The organism is Phenylobacterium sp., from assembly GCF_030681155.1.
In the GTDB taxonomy this organism is placed as follows: Bacteria; Pseudomonadota; Alphaproteobacteria; order Caulobacterales; family Caulobacteraceae; genus Phenylobacterium.
In genome coordinates this window covers 24,186-43,086 of sequence record NZ_JAUXXE010000068.1, presented here as the reverse complement: position 1 = coordinate 43,086, position 18,901 = coordinate 24,186, and the positions used below count along the sequence as shown (strand labels likewise).

The window sequence follows — 18,901 nt, the reverse complement described above, 5'->3', positions numbered from 1 at the left end:
GGGAGGGGGGAGGGACCGCGCGGGCTTGCATTGGGGTGCTCTACAAAGAAGCGTCGGCTGGCCAAATCCCGCGATCCAGGGGGGCTGGGGGGGCTGTTCAGGATCCGGGACCAGCAGGTTCCGACCAACCGACAATGAGAATATCGGGGGCGGATCAGGCGGGCGCAGGACCGAAATAAGGTCTTTCCAAGGCGGAAGGTTACGGTTGTTTTAGAATCCGCCGGCGCCGTGTCGTTGGCGCAACGTCCATCGCCAGATCGCCGCCAGGCTTCCTTTGGCGAAACGCCGCGCATATGACCAATTGGGCTCGCATGAGTAAGGAGTTCAATAGTTGTCTGCGCAGGAAGCGGTCTCCCAGATTTGGCGACCGGACCATCTGAGGCTAGCGATCGACGCCGCCAGCGTCGCGCTTTGGTCGTGGCACGTCGATACCGACCAATTCACCATGGATGAACGAGCCTTCGAACTGTGGGGCTTGGCCGGGTCGACTGACGTCGCCTTCGAGGAGTTGTCCGCCCACATCCACCCTGCTGACCGCGATCGGGTGCGCGAGGCCTTCACGGCGACCCGTTCGGTGGCTGGTCCCTACGAAATCGATTTCCGCATCATGCTGGGCGACGACGTCCGATGGATTTCAGCGCGGGGTCGGGGCGCGGACGAAGGTATCGTTGATGGAGTGATGTTCGGCATTTTCCTCGATGTGACGGGCCGCAAGCAGGCGGAAGAAGGCCATGAACTGCTCGCCGGGGAGATGAGCCATCGGGTGAAAAACCTGCTCTCCATCGCGGCGGGCTTGACCCGGATCACCTCACAATCCACGACGACGGCCGCCGAGATGGCCCAGTCGCTTACCGAGCGTCTCACCGCCTTGGGACGAGCGCATGACCTGGTTCGCCCCCTCCCGGGCCACCAGGGGAAGGCGGCGCTGCTGGGGGATCTGATTTCTGTCTTGCTGGCCCCCTACGATGATCAGGGCGCCTTCGCCGCCCGGATTCGGGTCTCGGTCCCGCGGATGGGCGTCGGCGAGCGAACCGCCACTACGCTCGCCTTGGTCATCCACGAGATGGCCACCAATTCGGTCAAACACGGCGCCCTGTCGTCAGAGTCTGGAATACTCGACATCTCTAGCACCACGGATGATGACGACGTCTTCGTGGTCTGGGCCGAAACCGGCGGTCCGGCGATTACCAGCATCCCGACCATGGGCGGTTTTGGAAGCAAGCTGATCTCGCGCAGCATAGCCCACGATCTAGGCGGCGCACTATCGTACGACTGGCAGGAAAGCGGCCTCGTCGCCACGCTCCGAATGAGGAAGGACAGGCTAGGGGACTAGCGCCCTTCAGTCCTGAAGCGCTATGCGGTTGGTGGCGCAGGATTGGTGAGGACCACTTTTTGAGCGCCCTGCTCAGCCAGCCCTCGTCTGGGTTGGCGAGCGTCAAAACCCTCTCGGCTCCGATTGTCGAACCCGGTAGATTGGGTCTAGGCTTGGGCCCCATGGCGCTTGATCCGCAATATCAGCCCCCCAAAGCGGCTCCGGTTTTCTTCGAGCGCCAGGAGTTCGGCCGCATTCTCAGCCTCTATGGCCGCATGGTCGCCGCCGGCGAATGGCGCGACTACGGGATTGGCTCTACTACGGAAGCCTGCATCTTCTCGGTCTTTCGCAGGGCCGCCGAAGAGCCGCTCTATCGCATTGAAAAGCGCCCGGCCTTGGCGCGTCGGCAAGGCGCCTGGTCCATCATCGGTCAGGGCGGAATGATCCTGAAGCGCGGTCACGAACTGGAACAGGTGCTGCGGTTCTTCGACAAGGGCCGGTTCAGGGTGGTCGACTAGGCTCGGCCCATTCCTCTCCCTCGGGAGAGGCCAGGTGAGGGGACCGCATAGCGCTCTGAGAGCGCCGGCCCCAGCCCTCATCAAGCGAGATAATAAAAGGCCGGCCCAAACAAAAACCCCGGCGGTTTCCCGCCGGGGTTCGTGGGTCTTGGTCCGGTCTCTGGATCTAGCGGCGGTCGCCGAAGATGCTGAGCAGGAATTGGAACAGGTTGATGAAGTTCAGGTACAGGCTCAGCGCGCCGTAGCTGGTCGCCACGCCCATCGCCGCCTGGTCGCCGCCCATTTGGTAGTAGCTCATCTTCAGTCGCTGGGTGTCGTAGGCGATCAGACCCGCGAAGATCAGCACGCCCAGAACGCTGATGATGAAGCCCATGGCCCCGTTGTTCAGGAACATGTTGACGATGCTGGCGATCACCAAGCCGACGAGGCCGACGATCAAGAAGCTGCCGAACGCGGTCAGGTCCTTCTTGGTCGTGTAGCCGATCAGCGACAGGGCGCCGAAGGCCGCCGCCGTGATCAGGAACGTCGAGAAGATCGAGGCGCCCGTATAAACCAGCGTGAGAACGCCGAGGCCGGCGCCGATCAGGCTGACGATCGTCCAATAGAAGATATTGGCGGTGCGCGGGTTGGGATTGCGCATGGCGAACATGCCGACCAGCATCACGCCCAGCGGGGCGAACGCCACGACGGTGCCGAGCAGCGAGTAGCCGATCTTGCCGTTGGCGCCTTGGGTGAACATCAGGTCGCGAATAGGCGGGAAGTTGCCGGTCAGGAACGCCAGGGCGGCGGAAAGAAGCAGACCCAACGCCACCTTGTTGTAGACGCCGAGCATGAAGCTGCGGAGCCCCGCGTCCACCGACATGTCGGCGCGATCTGCGGGGACCGTGCGCGCGTAGCCGCGGTTGAAGTCGCTCATCAGAAACATGGCCCTTTTCAAAACGCCCTGAGCGGGCGCATTGCCGAATATCGGTGTCCAGGGGCTCGCGCGCAAGGCTTGGTGGATTACGATTGCGTCAGATCATCAGCACCTTAGGTAGTTTCCCCATGATCCGTCTGTTCACCGCCATCTCTGTTCCTGAGGACATCGCCCAAGAACTCCTGGCTCGGCAGGATCGTTTGCCGGGCGCGCGTTGGCGTCCTCAGGAGGCCCTCCACATCACGTTGAAGTTCGTGGGCGAGGTGGCCGAGAATGTCGCCGCCGACCTCGACGCCGAGTTCACCACCCTTGGTGGCGGTCCGCTGGAGCTTCAGCTTCAGGGCGCTGGAGCCTTCGGCGAGGGCGCGGAAATTCATGCGGTCTGGGCCGGCGTCGCCGAGAACGAGGGGCTGAAGCATCTGGCGCGTGGGTGTGAGATCGGGGCGCGCCGAGCTGGGCTGAAGCCCGAGATACGAACCTACAAGCCGCACGTCACCCTGGCCTATCTGCGCCGTCCTAATCCGGCCGACGTAGCAGCCTGGATCCAGGAAAACAACTTGCTGCGCAGCACGCCGTTCCGGGTCACCAGCTTTGGTCTCTATTCCAGCTGGCAGTCGGAGGCCGGCTCCTGGTACCGGCTGGAGCGGGAATATCCGCTGATCTGAGGCGCGGGACCAATCGATATTCGGTGTTTCGCACCAAACCCGCTCATCCCGGCCTTCGCCGGGATGAGCGGGGAAAAGGCGGCGCGTTCGGCTGAATGTCGATCGCCCCTACGCCTCGACCGCGTGGTCCTTCAGGACGCCGAGCGTCACGATGGCCAGGGTTTCCTCGTGAGTGGCCTCAAGCACCAACGGCGGAGCGGCGCCGGCGTCGAGCGCTTCCTTCCAGCGCGGGGCGCAGAGGCACCAGCGGTCGCCGGGTTTGAGGCCCGCGAAGCCATATTCCGGCATCGGGGTCGAGAGGTCGTTGCCGACCATCTTGGAGTAAGACAGGAACTCGGCCGTCATGACCGCGCAGACCGTGTGCAGGCCGAGGTCATGCGGCCCGGTCTCGCAACAGCCGTTGCGGAAGAAACCGGTTACGGGATCGAGCGAGCAGGCGATCAGTTCGCCGCCCAACACGTTCTTGGCGCCTTCGTCATAGCGGGTGGTCATGACGACATCCTAACCCTTATGACTGGGGCTTAGCCATCCTTCCGGAGCCTAGAGATTTGACCGCAAACCGGCCGCGCCGCAGCGCCCTCTACATGCCCGCCGCCAATGCGCGCGCCATCGAGAAGGCTCGCGAGTTGCCCTGCGACGTGGTGATCCTCGATCTTGAGGACGCGGTGGCGCCAGACGCCAAGGACGTGGCGCGGGAGCAGGCGGTGGAAGCGGTGCGGGCCGGCGGCTTTGGCCGACGCGAGGTGGTGATCCGGGTGAACGGGCTGGATACGCCCTGGGGCCTTGAGGACCTAGCCGCCGCCATCAACGCCCGGCCTGACGCCATCCTGGTCCCGAAGGTGTCCAGCGCCCACGACGTGCGGGCCTACGGCGCGGCCGAGGCGGGCGGCGTGCCGCTGTGGGCGATGGTCGAAACCTGCGCCTCGCTGTTCGCCCTGAGCGAGATCGCCGGCGCGGGCGCCGGGCTCGCGGCCCTGGTGATCGGGACCAACGATCTGGCCAAGGAGATGCGCTGCCGGTTGACCGTCGAGCGTGCGGCGCTGGCGGGTCCGCTGTCCCTGGCCGTCGCTGGAGCCCGCGCCCACGGACTTGTGATCTTGGACGGCGTCTTCAACGGCATCGACGACGACGCCGGCCTGGCCCGCCAATGCGACCAGGGCGCGGAGTTCGGTTTCGACGGCAAGACCCTGATCCATCCTCGCCAGATCGAGGCCGCAAACCGCGCCTTCACCCCGGCGGAGGAGGAGGTCGAGTGGTCGCAGGCCATCGTGGCGGCCTTCGATTCGCCGGAAAACGCCGCTAAGGGGGTTATTCGAGTTGAGGGGCGTATGGTGGAGCGATTGCATCTGGCCGAAGCGCGGCGTTTGATCGCCGTCTCGGACGCTATCGCTCGGGCGTGAGGCGTATTTTGAACTTCTTGCTCAAGTCTTCGATCTGTTTTGTTGCGTTGGCCGCAATGGCCGCAATGGCCGCAATGGCCGCGCCACCGGCGTTCGCCCAGGACGCGGTCGATCCGATCGGCGCGCTGCTCGATCAGGCGCCGGCGATGGACGAGGATCAGGCCGAGGCGATGGGCGCCTTGCCCCCACCGCCTCCAGCGCCCCTACCGTATGCGCCGCCGCCTACAGCCGCGCCGGCCTATCCTTACGCCCCGGTGACGCCGCCTGCGTCTACGGCGTCCTATCCCTCCAGAGGGCCGGTCCCCTACACGCCGGGCCCGGTTCCCTACACGCCGCGGCCGGTGGCGCCCTACAATCCCGCGCCGACGACCTACGCGCCCCAGACCTATTCGCGGCCCGCGGCGCCCAAGCTGAGCGCGCCGGTGCATGTGGACGAGTACGACAAGACCCCCGAGGCCCCGCTCAACCCGGTGGAGCTCGGCTACGAGACCCGATTGCGTTCGTCCTTCGCCTCAGCCCAAGGCATGCAAGGGCCGCTCGACGGCGCCTGGACGCTGAGCACGACCGGCGGCCAGCCGCTCTACTCACTGCTGTTCGTCGATAAGGGGCGCGGCCAGCTGGAGGGCGCATGGCGCGATCCAAGGCGGCGTGGCGCGACCGACGCCTCGGGCTTCATGACCGGCGTGCAGCGTATCGGCGCCCAGCTCAGCGCCAGCTTCCAGACGCGGCCGGGGGTGGGGGCCACGACAATCACGCTCAATCCCGCCGCGAGCGGGACCTGGACCGGCGTTCTGGACGAGGCCGGCACCCGGACGACCGTGACCCTGAAGCGGGACTAGAGCCCCAGGGCCTCGCGGGCCGCAGCGAGGGCGGCGTCCAGCGCCGGGCCGTCATAGGCCTGCGCCGGGCTATGGCCCCAGACCGGGCCAGGCCAGGCCGGATCGCCCAGGCGGCGTCCGACGACATGCACGTGCAGTTGCGGCGTCACATTGCCCAGAGCCCCGACGTTCAGCTTGTCGATCCTGAAGCCCAGGGCCCGCACCGCGCGTCCGGCGGCCAGGATTTCGTCGGTGAGTGTGGCCAGGTCCTGGCGGGTCAGGTCCTCGAGTTCGCGCGCGGCCTCGCGGCGCGGGATCAGCACGATCCACGGATAGCGGGCGTCGTCGTGCAGCCGAACATGACTTAGGGATAGGTCCCCCACAGCCTGAGACGTCGCGACGAAAGCGTCATCCAACTCGAACATCGTGCTCTCCGGGGCGCCCCGCGGGGGCGACGAACATGGCGCGGCCTTGGTAGTCGGCGGGGCGGCGGCTGTCACTTGGCCTTGCCGGGGCGCATTTGCGGGTCTAGACCGCCCGCGATTTCCGCACTGCAACCACGGGACAGTTCCATGACCACGAAGAAGCCGATCCGCGTCGCTGTCACGGGCGCCGCCGGCAACATCGGTTACGCCCTCCTTTTCCGTATCGCCTCCGGCGAGATGCTGGGCAAGGACCAGCCGGTCATCCTGCAACTGCTCGAGATTCCGGTCGAGGGCGCCCAGAAGGCGCTGAAGGGCGTTGCGATGGAGCTGGAAGACTGCGCCTTCCCGCTGCTGCAGGACATGGTCCTGACCGACGATCCGAACGTCGCCTTCAAGGACGCGAACTGGAACCTGCTGGTCGGCTCCAAGCCGCGCGGTCCGGGCATGGAGCGCGCCGATCTGCTGAAGGACAACGGCAAGATCTTCATCGCCCAGGGCAAGGCCATTGACGCCGTCGCCGCTGACGACGCCCGCGTCGCCGTGGTCGGCAACCCCTGCAACACCAACGTCATGATCGCCGCCAGCCAGGCCAAGCGCCTGACCGCCGACCGCTTCACCGCCATGGTGCGTCTGGACGAAAATCGCGGCCGCGCTCAGCTGGCCAAGAAGGCCGGCGTCTCGATCAACGACGTGTCGGAACTGTTCATCTACGGCAACCACAGCCCGACCATGTTCGCCGACTTCACCCACGCCAAGATCGGCGGCAAAGCTGCTGCTGACGTCATCGGCGACGAAGCCTGGCTGAAGAACGACTACCTGCCGACCGTCGGCAAGCGCGGCGCGGCGATCATCGAAGCCCGTGGCCTGTCCTCGGCCGCCTCGGCCGCCAACGCCCTGATCGACCACGTGCGCGACCTGACGACCGTCGGCGCCGTCCACTCGGTCGCCATCGCCAGCGAAGGCCGCTACGGCTTCGCCGAAGGCGTCTGGGCCGGCATGCCGGTGAAGACCACCGCCACCGGCTACGACGTCATCACCTCCTACGAGATGGACGACTTCGCCAAGAGCAAGATCGCGATCACCAACGACGAACTCGTCGGCGAGCGCGAGACCATCAAGGACATGCTCGGCTAAGACCCTGCGACGGGTCCCGGCTACCAGTCGGGACCCGGACCGCGCGCCATGGCGTTCAGCTGCTCGATGCGCTGATCGTAGAGCGCGGCCACCGCCCGCGGCGAGCGTCGCGCCGCTTCTTCCCGGATCGCCATCCAATTGTTCTGCTCGGCCTGCAGCAGGTCGTAGGGAACGCCCAGCCGCAGCGCCCGCTGGTAGGCCCGGGCCAGATGCCGATCGGCCGCCGCGAGCGCCGGATCGGAGCACACCATTTCCTCCGCATAGGACGCCGCCCGTCGGCAGTCGAAGCTGGCCTCTTCCAGGCGCTCGGGTTGCGGCTCGATCTCCTCGGGCGCAGGCGCATCGCGTTCCACAGGCTCGGCCGCAGCTGGCGGCGCGCTCGCCGCCGCGGCCCGCGCAAGTTCGGGCGACATCACTTCCAGCGGCGAGCTCTTCGGCGGCGCAGGCATAGGCGGCGGCTGGGCCATGACGATGTCCATCTGGCTCCCCGCATCAGCTGAGGTCGCGGCCGCAGCGACCGGCTTGGGCGAGCTCGTCACGATGTGGGGCTTGGCGGCGAAACCGAGGCCGGCGCCCACTAGGCAAGCTGTCACGACGCCCCCGATCAAGGCCTTGCGGGGGAGGCGCGGGGACGCCTCGTCCGCATCCCGCGCCAGGGTGAGGGGGCGCTCGTCCCCGCCGTCGAAAGTCATCGCCTGTCTCCGCATTTCGAGCGGTAGAGGATCGAGGTCGGCGCTGAATGGTCACTGAACCATCTGGTCGCGCGCCGCGAATAATCGGAATGTGCCGGGCATGAGCCTTGGACCCACGCTTGAAACCGCCCGCCTGATCCTGCGCCCCCCTGCCCCGGAGGACTTCGAGGGCTGGGCCGCCTTCGCCGCGGACGAGGAGATCAATCGTTACCTGGGCGGGCCGCAGCCGCGCGAGATCGCCTGGCGGTCCATGTGCACCATGACCGGCGCCTGGGTGGTCCGCGGCTTCAGCATGTTCTCGATCATCGAGAAGGAGAGCGGCCGCTGGGTTGGCCGGCTCGGTCCGTGGCAGCCCGAGGGCTGGCCGGGCACCGAGGTCGGCTGGGGCGTGACGCGCGAGTCGTGGGGCAAGGGCTACGCCATCGAGGGCGCGACGGCGGCCATCGACTGGGCCTTCGACCATCTCGGTTGGACCGAGGTGGTTCACACCATTGATCCGGGCAACATCAATTCCCAGAACGTCGCCCGTCGCCTCGGCTCGAAGATCCTGCGCCACGCGGTCCTGCCGCCGCCGCTGAATGACTCGATCGACGTCTGGGGTCAGAGCCGCGAAGAGTGGAAGGCCCGCGCGCGCTGATCAGGGCTGCGTCGGCGGGCACATTGTCGCACCTTGCGACGAGTTGGGCGTCGCTCAGCCGTCCCCTCCGCCAGGGTGGGCGCCGCTTACGCCCAGCCCGGCGGTTTCCCTTGGGTCAGCCGGAATTCCGTTTCCGCGCTTATCGCTCTTCGCCTGGTTCCAGCCGCCACGAGGCGTCATAAGGTGAAGCTGCGCCGATGGAGCGTGGGAATGCCTTCCTGACGCGGCGTATCGGTCGCCGGAAGCCTTGCCTTGTTGCCGGGACGACGACTTGGGCAGGTATTCTTCTCGTAGCGGGCGACCCGCGTTATCGGCGCAATGCAATACATATCACGCAGGGTGAGCTGGTTTTTTCTTGGCGTGGCGCGGTTGCCACATCGCGGCGTGGCGCCTATAACCCCGGCCGTTCGTCGAGCCCGGCGGACTTCCCGATCACGCGTTCCGCGGCCTCATGAACATCCACGAGCATCAAGCCAAGTCCGTCCTCTCCGAGTTCGGCGTGGCGGTACCGCGCGGCTATGCCGCATTCACTGTCGACGAGGCGGTCAAGGCCGCGACGGACCTTGGCGGTCCGGTCTTCGTCGTGAAGTCCCAGATCCATGCAGGCGGACGCGGCAAGGGCCGTTTCGAGGGCCTCGGACCAGACGCCAAGGGCGGGGTCCGGGTCGTCAAGTCCGTCGATGAGGTCAAGGCTAACGCCGAGGAAATGCTCGGCCGCGTGCTGGTGACCCATCAGACCGGTCCGAAGGGCAAGCAGGTCAACCGCCTCTACATCGAAGAAGGCGCGGCGATCGCCAAGGAATTCTACCTGTCTCTGCTGGTGGATCGCGAAACGAGCCATGTCTCGGTCGTCGCCTCGACCGAAGGCGGGAGGGACATTGAGGAGGTCGCTCACTCGACCCCCGAGAAGATCGTCACCTTCTCCATCGACCCGGCCACCGGCGTCTTCCCGCACCATGCTCGCGCGCTGTCCAAGGCGCTCGGCCTGAGCGGCGCGCTGGCCAAGGAAGCGGCCACGCTTCTCTCGCAGCTCTACGCGGCGTTCCTCGCCAAGGACATGAGCATGCTGGAGATCAACCCGCTGATCGTCACGGCTGACGATCACCTGCGGGTGCTGGACGCCAAGATCAGCTTCGACTCCAACGCGCTGTTCCGTCACCCGGACATCGTCCTCCTGCGCGACGAGAGCGAAGAGGACCCGAAGGAAATCGAGGCCTCGAAGTTCGACCTCAGCTACATCGCCCTCGACGGCGAAATCGGCTGCATGGTCAACGGCGCGGGCCTGGCCATGGCGACCATGGACATCATCAAGCTCTACGGCGCGGAGCCGGCGAACTTCCTGGATGTCGGCGGCGGCGCTGACGAGCCCAAGGTGACGGCGGCCTTCAAGATCATCATGGCCGACCCGAACGTGAAGGGTATCCTGGTCAACATCTTCGGCGGCATCGCCCGCTGCGACATCCTCGCCAACGGCGTGGTCAACGCGGTGAAGCAGGTCGGGCTGACGGTTCCGCTGGTGGTTCGCCTCGAAGGTACCAACGCCGAACTCGGCAAGAAGATCATCAACGAAAGCGGTCTGAACGTGATCGCGGCGAACGACCTTTCGGACGGCGCTGAAAAGATTGTCAAAGCCGTGCGGGAGGCGAACTGATGTCCATCCTCATCGGTAAAGACACCCGCGTCATCTGCCAGGGCATCACCGGCGCCCAAGGCACGTTCCACTCCGAACAAGCCATCGCCTACGGCACCAAGATGGTCGGCGGCGTGACCCCGGGCAAAGGCGGCCAGACGCACATCGGCCTGCCGGTGTTCGACACGGTCGGTGAAGCGGCCAAGCAAACCGGCGCCGACGCCAGCGTGATCTACGTCCCGCCGCCCTTCGCGGCCGACTCGATCCTGGAAGCCATCGACGCCGAAATCCCGCTGATCATCTGCATCACCGAGGGCATTCCGGTGCTCGACATGGTCAAGGTGAAGAAGGCGCTGGCCGGCTCCAAGTCGCGTCTGATCGGCCCGAACTGCCCCGGCGTCCTGACGCCGAACGAATGCAAGATCGGCATCATGCCGGGCAACATCTTCAAGAAGGGCTCGGTCGGCGTGGTTTCGCGCTCCGGCACCCTGACCTACGAAGCGGTGTTCCAGACCACCAACGTCGGGCTCGGCCAATCGACGGCGGTCGGCATCGGCGGCGACCCGGTCAAGGGCACCGAGTTCATCGACATGCTCGACCTGTTCCTCAAGGACCCGGAAACCGAGTCGATCATCATGATCGGCGAAATCGGTGGTTCGGCCGAAGAAGATGCAGCCGAGTTCATCAAGAATTCAGCCATCAAGAAGCCTATGGTCGGCTTCATCGCCGGTCGCACGGCCCCCCCTGGTCGTCGCATGGGTCATGCCGGCGCCATTATTTCGGGCGGCAAGGGTGGTGCAGAAGACAAAATCGCCGCGATGGAAGCTGCGGGCATCCGCGTTTCCCCCTCGCCGGCGAAATTGGGCGAAACTCTCCTCCAGGTGCTGAAAGGCGCCTGACGGCAACTTAAGTAAGGGCGGTCCGCGCTCGGCTCCTTCGCTCGAAGTCCGTGCCCGGACCAACCCGGGAAATGGACGAAATGGCGGACGACGCAAGTCTGATCAACGAGGTGCTCGCAGAGACCTCCTTCCTCTATGGTGGCAACGCCGCCTTCGTTGAGGACCTCTACGCCAAGTGGGCGGTCGACCCGAATTCGGTCGACGCCTCTTGGCGGGCCTTCTTCTCCTCGCTGCAAGACCGCACCGAGGAAGTTAAGGCCGCCGCCGGAAAGCGGGCCTGGACCAAGGCCGGCGTTCCCGCCGCCCGTCCCGACTGGCTCTCGGCGATCGACGGCCTCTGGCCGGCGGTCGAGGCCAAGGTGGGTGCCAAGGTCGCCGAACGCGCCGCGCCGACCGCGTCGGCCGAATCGGTCCGCGCCGCCACCCTCGACTCCCTCCGCGCGATCATGATGATTCGCGCCTATCGGATGCGCGGTCACCTGCGCGCCAATCTCGACCCGCTGGGCATCGCGATTCCGGAAGGCGACGCCTCGGAACTGGATCCGGCGACCTACGGCTTCACCGAGGCCGACTACGACCGTCCGATCTTCCTCGATTACGTGCTGGGCCTCGAAACGGGCACCCTGCGCGAGATCCTGGCGATCCTGAAGCGCACCTACTGCGCCGACATCGGCGTCCAGTACATGCACATCTCCGACCCGGCCCAGAAGGCCTGGCTGCAGGAGCGCATCGAGGGCCGCGACAAGGAAATCAACTTCACCAAGGAAGGCAAGATCGCCATCCTGAAGAAGCTGATCGAGGCCGAAGGCTTCGAACGCTTCCTGCACAAGCGCTTCCCCGGCACCAAGCGGTTCGGTCTGGACGGTGGCGAGGCCATGGTCCCGGCGCTGGAGCAGATCATCAATCGCGGCGGCGCACTGGGCGTCCGCGACATCGTCATCGGCATGCCGCACAGCGGCCGCCTGAACGTCCTGGCCGCCGTGATGGCCAAGCCGTACCAAGTGATCTTCCACGAATTCCAGGGCGGCTCGACCCTGCCGTCGGACGTCGAAGGCTCCGGCGACGTGAAGTACCACATGGGCGCCTCGTCGGACCGCGCGTTCGACGGCAACAGCGTCCACCTGTCGCTGACCGCCAACCCGTCCCACCTGGAAATCGTCAACCCGGTCGTCCTGGGCAAGGCCCGCGCAAAGCAGGCCTTCACCCTGCGCGACAACCCCGATTCCGGTCGCGCCCACGTCCTGCCGCTGCTGCTGCACGGCGACGCGGCGTTCGCCGGACAGGGCGTGATCGCCGAGTGCTTCACGATCTCGGGCGTGAAGGGCTACCGCACCGGCGGCACCGTCCACTTCATCGTCAACAATCAGATCGGCTTCACGACGGCTCCAGCCTTCAGCCGTTCCTCGCCCTATCCGTCCGACGTCGCCTTGATGGTCGAAGCGCCGATCTTCCACGTGAACGGCGACGATCCTGAAGCCTGCGTCTACGTCGCCAAGGTGGCCACCGAGTTCCGCCAACAATTCGGCAAGGACGTGGTCATCGACATGTTCTGCTATCGCCGGTTCGGTCACAACGAAGGTGACGACCCGACGATGACGTCGCCCTTGCTGTCCCAGAAGATCAAGGACCACCCGTCGACGCGTGAGCTCTACACCCGCCAACTGGTCTCCGAAGGCGTCGCCACCGAGGACGAAGTCGCCGGCTGGATCGGCGAGTTCGACGCCTTCCTCGATCAGGAGTTCGAGGCCGGCAAGGTCTATAAGGCCAACAAGGCCGACTGGCTGGACGGCAAGTGGGCGGGCCTGGCCCTGCCCGAGGGCGACGACCGTCGCGGCGAGACCAGCGTCCCGATGCAGAAGCTGGTCGATCTGGGCCAGAAGATCACCGCGATCCCGACCAGCCTCGACATCCACAAGACCGTCAAGCGCGCCATCGAGAACCGCCGCGCCGCCATCGAGGCGGGCGCCGGCATCGACTGGGCGACCGGCGAACACCTGGCCTTCGCCACCTTGCTGGATCAGGGCTTCCCGATCCGCCTGGCCGGCCAGGACAGCGTGCGCGGCACCTTCGTGCAGCGTCATTGCGACCTGATCGACCAGACCACCGAAGAGCACTACCAGCCGCTGTCCAATCTGCGGCCGGGCCAGGCGCACTTCGAGGTCATCGACTCGGCGCTGTCGGAGGAGGCGGTTCTAGGCTTCGAGTACGGCTTCTCGCTGGCCGACCCCAAGACCCTGACCCTGTGGGAAGCTCAGTTCGGCGACTTCGCCAACGGCGCCCAGGTGGTCATCGACCAGTTCATCTCGTCGGGCGAACGCAAGTGGCTGCGGATGAGCGGCCTCGTGTTGCTGCTGCCGCATGGCTACGAAGGTCAGGGCCCCGAGCACTCCTCGGCCCGTCTTGAGCGCTTCCTGCAACTCTGCGCGGAAGACAACATGCAGGTGGTCAACTGCTCGACCCCGGCCAACTACTTCCACGTCCTGCGCCGTCAGCTGCGTCGCGAGTTCCGCAAGCCGCTGATCGTCATGACGCCGAAGTCGCTGCTGCGGCACAAGAAGGCGACCTCGTCGCTGGCCGACATGGCCGAGGGTTCGTCCTTCCACCGCGTGCTGAACGACGACGCCGAGCGCGGCGTCAACACTTCGGTCAAGCTGGTGGAGCCGGACAAGATCCGCCGGGTCGTGCTGTGCTCGGGCAAGGTCTATTATGACCTGCTGGACGCACGTGAGGAAAAGGGCGTCGACGACGTCTATATTATGCGCCTCGAGCAGTTCTATCCGTGGCCGGTGAAGTCGCTTTCGACGGAGCTTTCGCGCTTCCCGAACGCTGAGCTGGTCTGGTGCCAGGAAGAGCCGAAGAACATGGGTGGATGGACCTTCGTCGATCCGTGGTTGGAACTCACGCTGGAGCGCCTCAAGGTGAAGGCCAAGCGCGCCCGCTATGTGGGCCGCCCGGCTTCAGCCTCGACGGCCGCCGGTCAGATGAGCCGGCACATGAAAGAACTGCAGACCTTCCTCGCTGAAGCCTTCGCCTAGGCTTGGCGAGACCTAAATAAGAACAGAACGAACAAAGAGAGACAGGACTTCCAAATGGCCGACATCATGACCCCCGCCTTGGGCGAGTCTGTTACCGAGGCGACGGTGGCGCGCTGGACGAAGAAAGCCGGCGACGCGGTCAGGAAGGACGAAATCCTGGTCGAACTTGAAACCGACAAGGTGAGCCTCGAGGTCGCCGCCCCCGCGGACGGCGTTCTCGAGTTCATCGCCGCCGAAGAAGGCGCGACCGTCGAACCCGGCGCAGTGCTGGGCCGTCTCGCCGAAGGCGCCGCCGGCGCAAAGGCCGCTCCCGCCCCGGCCCCGGCCGCCAAGAAGGAAGAGCCGGCTCCCGCGCCTGCTCCGGCTCCCAAGGCAGAGGCTCCCAAGGCCGCTCCGGCCGCCGCCGCGCCGCTCGCTCCCTCGGCTCAGCGCATCGTGGCCGAGAACAATCTCGACGGCGGCGCCATCGCCGGCTCCGGCAAGGATGGCCGCGTGACCAAGGGCGACGCCATCGCCGCCCTGGAAGCCCGCGCCAACGCCCCGGCCGCGCCCGCCGCGCCGAGCGCGCCGCGTGAAATCCACGAACGCGAAGAGCGGGTCCGCATGACCCGCCTGCGCCAGACCATCGCGCGCCGCCTGAAGGAAGCCCAGAACAACGCCGCCATGCTGACGACCTTCAACGAGGTCGACATGAGCGCGGTGATGGCCCTGCGCAACCAGTACAAGGACGGCTTCGAGAAGAGCCACGGCGTGAAGCTCGGCTTCATGAGCTTCTTCGTGAAGGCGGTGATCCACGGCCTGAAGCACGTGCCGGACGTCAACGCCGAGATCGACGGCACCGACATCATCTACAAGAACCACTACGACATCGGCGTCGCCGTCGGCACCGAGAAGGGCCTCGTGGTTCCGGTGCTGCGTGACGCCGACGCCCTGTCGCTGGCCGGTATCGAAAAGGGCATCGGCGCCCTCGGCAAGAAGGCCCGTGACGGCGGTCTGGCCATGGACGACCTGCAAGGCGGCACGTTCACGATCTCGAACGGCGGCGTCTACGGCTCGCTGATGTCGACCCCGATCCTCAACGCCCCGCAATCGGGCATCCTGGGCATGCACAAGATCCAGGAGCGGCCGATGGCCGTCGGCGGTCAGGTCGTGATCCGTCCGATGATGTATCTGGCGCTCAGCTACGATCACCGCGTCGTCGACGGCCAGGGCGCCGTGACCTTCCTGGTCCGCGTCAAGGAAGCCATCGAAGACCCGCAGCGCCTGCTGCTGGACGTCTAAGCCCGGCCTTTACGGCAGATCGCATCTAACGGCGGCGGGGCTTCACGCCTCGCCGTTTTGCTAAGGACTGGAAGAGCAAATGGCTCAATACGACGTCATCATCATCGGCGGCGGCCCCGGCGGCTACAACGCGGCGATCCGCGCCGGTCAGCTCGGCCTGAAGGCGGCCGTTGTCGAAAAGCGCGTCACCCTGGGCGGCACCTGCCTCAATGTCGGCTGCATGCCCTCCAAGGCGCTGCTGCACGCCTCGGAACTCTATGAAGCCGCCGCCGGCGCTGAATTCGTCACCCTCGGCATCGACGTGAAGCCGAAGCTGAACCTGGTTCAGATGATGAAGCAAAAAGCCGACTCGGTCACCGCCCTCACCAAGGGCATCGAGTTTTTGTTTAAGAAAAACAAAGTCGAATGGATCAAGGGCGCGGGCAAGATCGCGGGCGCCGGCAAGGTCGAGGTGACCGCCGAGGACGGCTCGGTCAGCGTCCTCGAAACCAAAAACATCGTCATCGCCACCGGCTCGGAGCCCTCTCCGCTGCCCGGTGTTGACGTCGATCAGAACCGCATCGTCGACTCCACCGGCGCCCTGTCGCTGCCCGAAGTGCCCAAGAGCCTGGTCGTCATCGGCGCCGGCATCATCGGCCTGGAGCTGGGCTCGGTGTGGCGCCGCCTCGGCGCCGAGGTGACCGTGGTCGAGTTCCTGGACCGCATCACGCCCGGCATGGACGCCGAGACCGCCAAGACCTTCCAACGCTCGCTGACCAAGCAGGGCGTCCAGTTCAAGCTGGGCTCCAAGGTGACCGGCGCCAAGGCAGGCAAGTCGAGCGTCAGCCTGACGGTCGAACCCGTCGCCGGCGGCGCGGCCGAAACCATCGAGGCCGAATACGTGCTGCTGGCCATCGGCCGGCGTCCGTTCACTGAAAACCTCGGCCTCGAAAGCGTGGGCGTGGAGACCGACAAGCGCGGCTTCATCCCGACCGACCACTTCAAGACCACCGCTCCTGGCGTCTGGGCGATCGGCGACGTGATCCTGGGTCCGATGCTGGCGCACAAGGCCGAGGAAGACGCGGTCGCCTGCATCGAGCTGATCGCCGGCAAGTGGGGCCACGTGGACTACAATCTGGTCCCGAGCGTCGTCTACACCTCGCCGGAAGTGGCCTGGGTCGGCAAGACTGAGGAACAACTCAAGGAGGCCGGCGTCGCCTACAAAGTCGGTAAGTTCCCGTTCAGCGCCAATAGCCGCGCGAAGATCAACCATGAGACCGAAGGCTTCGCCAAGGTGCTGGCCGACGCCAAGACCGACGAAATCCTCGGCGTGCACATCGTCGGCCCGCAAGCCGGCGAGATGATCGGCGAGTATTGCGTGGCCATGGCCTTCAAGGCCGCGAGCGAGGACATCGCCCGTGTCTGCCACCCGCACCCGACCCGCTCGGAAGCTGGCCGTCAGGCTGCGATGGGCGTCGAGGGCTGGACGATGCAGTCCTGATGATCGTACGGCGCGCGCAGGCTGGCGAAATCGCCGCCTGCGCGGCGCTATACGAGCGCGTCCTGCGCGCGACCTTCACCTGGATCCCGCCCGAGCGGCATCAGGGCGCCGACTTCATCGCCGCGGCCCAGGATGAAGAGGTCTATCTGGCCGTCGACGGCGAGCGCCTGCTCGGCGTGGCTAGCCTCTACCGCCCGGACAGTTTCCTGCATTCGCTCTATGTCGAGGCCCGCGGCCTGGGCGTCGGCAAGGCCTTGCTTGATCACGTCGCCGACGGCGCCGATGGTCCGTTGCACCTCAAATGCCAGGTTCCCAACACCCGAGCCCAGGCGTTCTACGCCCGCGAGGGCTTTCGGATCGTCGAGAAGGGCCACGATCCAGGCTCCTCGGTGGGCTGGATTAGGATGAGCCGTTAGCAGCACCACCGCGCCCTTTGCGAAGGGGACGGTCAGGCGTGCGGATGGGCCTTGGCGTAGGCGCTGAGCAGGGCCTCGGCGTCGACCTCGGTGTAGCGCTGGGTGGTCGAGAGCGAGGCGTGGCCGAGGAGTTCCTGGATCGAGCGCAGGTCGGCCCCAGCCCCCAATAGGTGGGTGGCGAAGGAGTGGCGCAGCGCGTGCGGGGTGGCGCTGTCGGGCAGGCCCAGCCGGCCGCGCAGCTTCTGCACCGTAGCCTGGACGTGGCGTGGGCTCAGCGGCCCGCCCCGCTTGGCGCGAAACAGCGGCTCATCGGGTGAGAGGACGAACGGCACGTCGGCCAGATAGATGTCGATCGCCTCCCGTACCGCTGGCAGCACCGGGACGATGCGGGTCTTGGAGCCCTTGCCGAGGATGCGGAGCGACTCGGGCAGCGGGGCGTCGCTGCGCTTGAGCGACAACGCTTCGGAGATTCGTAGGCCGCAGCCATATAGCAGGGTCAGCACCGCCTCGTCGCGGCTGGCCTCCCAGTCTTCGCGGTCAGGATCAAGCGAAGGCTCGGCCATCATGCCGCGCGCTTGGTCCTCGGTGACGGGGCGCGGCGCGCCGGGCCGCACACGCGGCCCGCGCACCAGGGCGATGGCGGCGTTGGGAGTATCCATCCGCCGGTCGAGGAACCGGTGGAACGTGCGGATCGCCGAGAGCGACTGGGAGAGCGAGCGAGGCGACAGCGGCTTGTCGCCCTGGCGCAGATAGGCGAGCCAGGCGCGGACCTCGCCGGCGGTGAGCGTGCCCATCGCGCTGAGGGACAGGGCCTCGCCGCGGTGCTGTTCGAGGAAGTTGATATAGCGACCGCCGGCGAAGGCGTAGGCCTCAACGGTGCGCGGCGAGGCGCGCCGCTCCTTGGCCAGGTGTTCCAGCCAGAGCGCCAGCGCCTGGCGGGCCGAGGTCACAGGACCGGCCACCGCTCCGCCGTGCGTTCCACCACGCGAGCGAGGAAGGCCACCAGTTCGGCGCCCATGTCTTCGGTGAAGCCGTGTTCGTCTTCCGAGCCAAAGGCCAGGAGGCCTTCGCGTGACGGCTCCCAGATGGCCATGCGTACCATGGCCATGGAGCGGATGGATCCGGCGCGCTCGCCGAACAGGCCAAGCGCGGTGGGCTGGAAGCCCATCAGGGCCACGCGGTCATGGCCGATGATCATGTCGATCTGACCTTCGACCAGCATCCGCCAGCCGGCCGGGGTGCGCTCAGGGCCTTCCAGGGCCACGACGCCGGCGGCGAGGCCGAAACGCTGTTGGGATAGTTCGTCCACGCGGCGCGCCAGGTCGGCGTGATTGCGGGACTCGAGCATGTCGACCACCGCGCCGTGGGTCTGGGCCTGGGCCGAGAAATTGGCGCGCGCGGTGGCTTCGATGTGCTTGCGGGCGCTGGACTCGCGGCGATGCGCCTCATGGACCCGGGCCAGCGCCGCCGGCCCGAAGTCGACGACATTGGCGGCGTCCGGCCGCAGGCCGAGCTCTGCCAGCAGGGACGGATCATCCCGCAGGAAGTCGGGGTTGTCGGACAGGAAGCGGCGGACGCCGTCCGGGCCCAGGTGGTGTTCTTTCGCCTGCGCCCCGACGTCCATGCTCAGCCCCCGCTGTCTC

General features: G+C 66.3%; 19 protein-coding genes. 13 read left to right on the top strand and 6 right to left on the bottom strand.

Annotated features, from left to right (window positions below):
* Nucleotides 1-331: 331 nt before the first annotated feature.
* Nucleotides 332-1,333, top strand: coding sequence for a sensor histidine kinase (locus tag Q8M13_RS17165; protein ID WP_305301313.1), 1,002 nt, complete (start codon nucleotides 332-334; stop codon nucleotides 1,331-1,333).
* Between the two features lie 161 nt (nucleotides 1,334-1,494).
* A complete protein-coding gene (locus tag Q8M13_RS17160; RefSeq protein ID WP_305301311.1) occupies nucleotides 1,495-1,830 on the top strand; it encodes a DUF2794 domain-containing protein in 336 nt (111 codons plus the stop codon).
* Nucleotides 1,831-1,996: 166 nt separating this feature from the next.
* Here Q8M13_RS17160 and Q8M13_RS17155 read toward each other — a convergent pair whose 3' ends face one another.
* Complete coding sequence (locus tag Q8M13_RS17155) at nucleotides 1,997-2,746, bottom strand: Bax inhibitor-1/YccA family protein (RefSeq protein ID WP_305301468.1); 750 nt, start codon at nucleotides 2,744-2,746, stop codon at nucleotides 1,997-1,999.
* Nucleotides 2,747-2,874: 128 nt separating this feature from the next.
* On the opposite strand from Q8M13_RS17155, the gene thpR reads away from it, so the two are divergent.
* The gene (thpR, locus tag Q8M13_RS17150; RefSeq protein WP_305301310.1) at nucleotides 2,875-3,411 is read left to right on the top strand and encodes an RNA 2',3'-cyclic phosphodiesterase; all 537 of its coding nucleotides are present in this window, start codon (nucleotides 2,875-2,877) and stop codon (nucleotides 3,409-3,411) included.
* A gap of 108 nt (nucleotides 3,412-3,519) precedes the next feature.
* Here thpR and Q8M13_RS17145 read toward each other — a convergent pair whose 3' ends face one another.
* Complete coding sequence (locus tag Q8M13_RS17145; RefSeq protein WP_305301309.1) at nucleotides 3,520-3,903, bottom strand: DUF2237 family protein; 384 nt, start codon at nucleotides 3,901-3,903, stop codon at nucleotides 3,520-3,522.
* 56 nt (nucleotides 3,904-3,959) lie between these two features.
* Here Q8M13_RS17145 and Q8M13_RS17140 point away from each other — a divergent pair, with 56 nt between their 5' ends.
* Together Q8M13_RS17140 and Q8M13_RS17135 are read left to right on the top strand one after the other, a co-directional pair.
* Nucleotides 3,960-4,811, top strand: a complete 852-nt coding sequence (locus Q8M13_RS17140) for a CoA ester lyase (RefSeq protein ID WP_305301308.1) — start codon at nucleotides 3,960-3,962, stop codon at nucleotides 4,809-4,811.
* Between the two features lie 65 nt (nucleotides 4,812-4,876).
* Nucleotides 4,877-5,650, top strand: coding sequence for a hypothetical protein (locus tag Q8M13_RS17135; protein ID WP_305301307.1), 774 nt, complete (start codon nucleotides 4,877-4,879; stop codon nucleotides 5,648-5,650).
* Here Q8M13_RS17135 and Q8M13_RS17130 read toward each other — a convergent pair.
* Complete coding sequence (locus tag Q8M13_RS17130) at nucleotides 5,647-6,054, bottom strand: HIT domain-containing protein (RefSeq protein WP_305301306.1); 408 nt, start codon at nucleotides 6,052-6,054, stop codon at nucleotides 5,647-5,649. The genes Q8M13_RS17135 and Q8M13_RS17130 overlap by 4 nt on opposite strands.
* A gap of 147 nt (nucleotides 6,055-6,201) precedes the next feature.
* Between Q8M13_RS17130 and Q8M13_RS17125 the strand changes: the two genes are divergently transcribed.
* Nucleotides 6,202-7,188: a malate dehydrogenase gene (locus tag Q8M13_RS17125; RefSeq protein WP_305301305.1), complete on the top strand. Its 987-nt coding sequence runs from the start codon at nucleotides 6,202-6,204 to the stop codon at nucleotides 7,186-7,188.
* A 20-nt stretch (nucleotides 7,189-7,208) separates the two neighbouring features.
* Here the strand turns inward: Q8M13_RS17125 and Q8M13_RS17120 are convergent, their stop codons facing one another.
* Nucleotides 7,209-7,880 carry a lysozyme inhibitor LprI family protein gene (locus Q8M13_RS17120; protein ID WP_305301304.1) on the bottom strand — a complete coding sequence of 224 codons (672 nt, stop codon included), beginning with the start codon at nucleotides 7,878-7,880 and terminating at the stop codon, nucleotides 7,209-7,211.
* A 100-nt stretch (nucleotides 7,881-7,980) separates the two neighbouring features.
* Here Q8M13_RS17120 and Q8M13_RS17115 point away from each other — a divergent pair, with 100 nt between their 5' ends.
* From Q8M13_RS17115 to Q8M13_RS17085, 7 genes are all read left to right on the top strand, one after another.
* Nucleotides 7,981-8,517: a GNAT family N-acetyltransferase gene (locus tag Q8M13_RS17115; protein ID WP_305301303.1), complete on the top strand. Its 537-nt coding sequence runs from the start codon at nucleotides 7,981-7,983 to the stop codon at nucleotides 8,515-8,517.
* Between the two features lie 451 nt (nucleotides 8,518-8,968).
* Complete coding sequence (gene sucC / locus Q8M13_RS17110; protein WP_305301302.1) at nucleotides 8,969-10,168, top strand: ADP-forming succinate--CoA ligase subunit beta; 1,200 nt, start codon at nucleotides 8,969-8,971, stop codon at nucleotides 10,166-10,168.
* The gene (gene sucD / locus Q8M13_RS17105; RefSeq protein ID WP_305301301.1) at nucleotides 10,168-11,046 is read left to right on the top strand and encodes a succinate--CoA ligase subunit alpha; all 879 of its coding nucleotides are present in this window, start codon (nucleotides 10,168-10,170) and stop codon (nucleotides 11,044-11,046) included. Before sucC ends, sucD begins: the two co-directional genes overlap by 1 nt.
* A gap of 80 nt (nucleotides 11,047-11,126) precedes the next feature.
* The gene (locus Q8M13_RS17100; RefSeq protein ID WP_305301300.1) at nucleotides 11,127-14,081 is read left to right on the top strand and encodes a 2-oxoglutarate dehydrogenase E1 component; all 2,955 of its coding nucleotides are present in this window, start codon (nucleotides 11,127-11,129) and stop codon (nucleotides 14,079-14,081) included.
* Nucleotides 14,082-14,135: 54 nt separating this feature from the next.
* Nucleotides 14,136-15,362, top strand: coding sequence for a 2-oxoglutarate dehydrogenase complex dihydrolipoyllysine-residue succinyltransferase (gene odhB / locus Q8M13_RS17095; protein WP_305301299.1), 1,227 nt, complete (start codon nucleotides 14,136-14,138; stop codon nucleotides 15,360-15,362).
* A gap of 79 nt (nucleotides 15,363-15,441) precedes the next feature.
* Nucleotides 15,442-16,842: a dihydrolipoyl dehydrogenase gene (lpdA, locus tag Q8M13_RS17090; RefSeq protein WP_305301298.1), complete on the top strand. Its 1,401-nt coding sequence runs from the start codon at nucleotides 15,442-15,444 to the stop codon at nucleotides 16,840-16,842.
* The gene (locus tag Q8M13_RS17085; protein WP_305301297.1) at nucleotides 16,842-17,258 is read left to right on the top strand and encodes a GNAT family N-acetyltransferase; all 417 of its coding nucleotides are present in this window, start codon (nucleotides 16,842-16,844) and stop codon (nucleotides 17,256-17,258) included. The genes lpdA and Q8M13_RS17085 overlap by 1 nt, the downstream gene beginning before the upstream one ends.
* Before the next feature lie 32 nt (nucleotides 17,259-17,290).
* Here the strand turns inward: Q8M13_RS17085 and Q8M13_RS17080 are convergent, their stop codons facing one another.
* Nucleotides 17,291-18,220, bottom strand: coding sequence for a tyrosine recombinase XerC (locus tag Q8M13_RS17080; protein WP_305301296.1), 930 nt, complete (start codon nucleotides 18,218-18,220; stop codon nucleotides 17,291-17,293).
* Nucleotides 18,205-18,882 carry a DUF484 family protein gene (locus Q8M13_RS17075; protein WP_305301295.1) on the bottom strand — a complete coding sequence of 226 codons (678 nt, stop codon included), beginning with the start codon at nucleotides 18,880-18,882 and terminating at the stop codon, nucleotides 18,205-18,207. Before Q8M13_RS17075 ends, Q8M13_RS17080 begins: the two co-directional genes overlap by 16 nt.
* Nucleotides 18,883-18,901 lie beyond the last annotated feature (19 nt).

What these genes read in the sequence shown, in the direction of transcription:
- thpR (WP_305301310.1), top strand. Translation starts at nt 2,875, where the DNA reads ATGATCCGTCTGTTCACCGCCATCTCTGTTCCTGAGGACATCGCCCAA.
- Q8M13_RS17100 (WP_305301300.1), top strand. Translation starts at nt 11,127, where the DNA reads ATGGCGGACGACGCAAGTCTGATCAACGAGGTGCTCGCAGAGACCTCC.
- Q8M13_RS17120 (WP_305301304.1), bottom strand. Translation starts at nt 7,880, where the DNA reads ATGACTTTCGACGGCGGGGACGAGCGCCCCCTCACCCTGGCGCGGGAT.
- lpdA (WP_305301298.1), top strand. Translation starts at nt 15,442, where the DNA reads ATGGCTCAATACGACGTCATCATCATCGGCGGCGGCCCCGGCGGCTAC.
- Q8M13_RS17135 (WP_305301307.1), top strand. Translation starts at nt 4,877, where the DNA reads ATGGCCGCAATGGCCGCGCCACCGGCGTTCGCCCAGGACGCGGTCGAT.
- Q8M13_RS17160 (WP_305301311.1), top strand. Translation starts at nt 1,495, where the DNA reads ATGGCGCTTGATCCGCAATATCAGCCCCCCAAAGCGGCTCCGGTTTTC.
- Q8M13_RS17125 (WP_305301305.1), top strand. Translation starts at nt 6,202, where the DNA reads ATGACCACGAAGAAGCCGATCCGCGTCGCTGTCACGGGCGCCGCCGGC.
- Q8M13_RS17075 (WP_305301295.1), bottom strand. Translation starts at nt 18,882, where the DNA reads ATGGACGTCGGGGCGCAGGCGAAAGAACACCACCTGGGCCCGGACGGC.
- Q8M13_RS17155 (WP_305301468.1), bottom strand. Translation starts at nt 2,746, where the DNA reads ATGAGCGACTTCAACCGCGGCTACGCGCGCACGGTCCCCGCAGATCGC.
- sucC (WP_305301302.1), top strand. Translation starts at nt 8,969, where the DNA reads ATGAACATCCACGAGCATCAAGCCAAGTCCGTCCTCTCCGAGTTCGGC.
- Q8M13_RS17130 (WP_305301306.1), bottom strand. Translation starts at nt 6,054, where the DNA reads ATGTTCGAGTTGGATGACGCTTTCGTCGCGACGTCTCAGGCTGTGGGG.
- odhB (WP_305301299.1), top strand. Translation starts at nt 14,136, where the DNA reads ATGGCCGACATCATGACCCCCGCCTTGGGCGAGTCTGTTACCGAGGCG.
- Q8M13_RS17085 (WP_305301297.1), top strand. Translation starts at nt 16,842, where the DNA reads ATGATCGTACGGCGCGCGCAGGCTGGCGAAATCGCCGCCTGCGCGGCG.
- sucD (WP_305301301.1), top strand. Translation starts at nt 10,168, where the DNA reads ATGTCCATCCTCATCGGTAAAGACACCCGCGTCATCTGCCAGGGCATC.
- Q8M13_RS17145 (WP_305301309.1), bottom strand. Translation starts at nt 3,903, where the DNA reads ATGACCACCCGCTATGACGAAGGCGCCAAGAACGTGTTGGGCGGCGAA.
- Q8M13_RS17115 (WP_305301303.1), top strand. Translation starts at nt 7,981, where the DNA reads ATGAGCCTTGGACCCACGCTTGAAACCGCCCGCCTGATCCTGCGCCCC.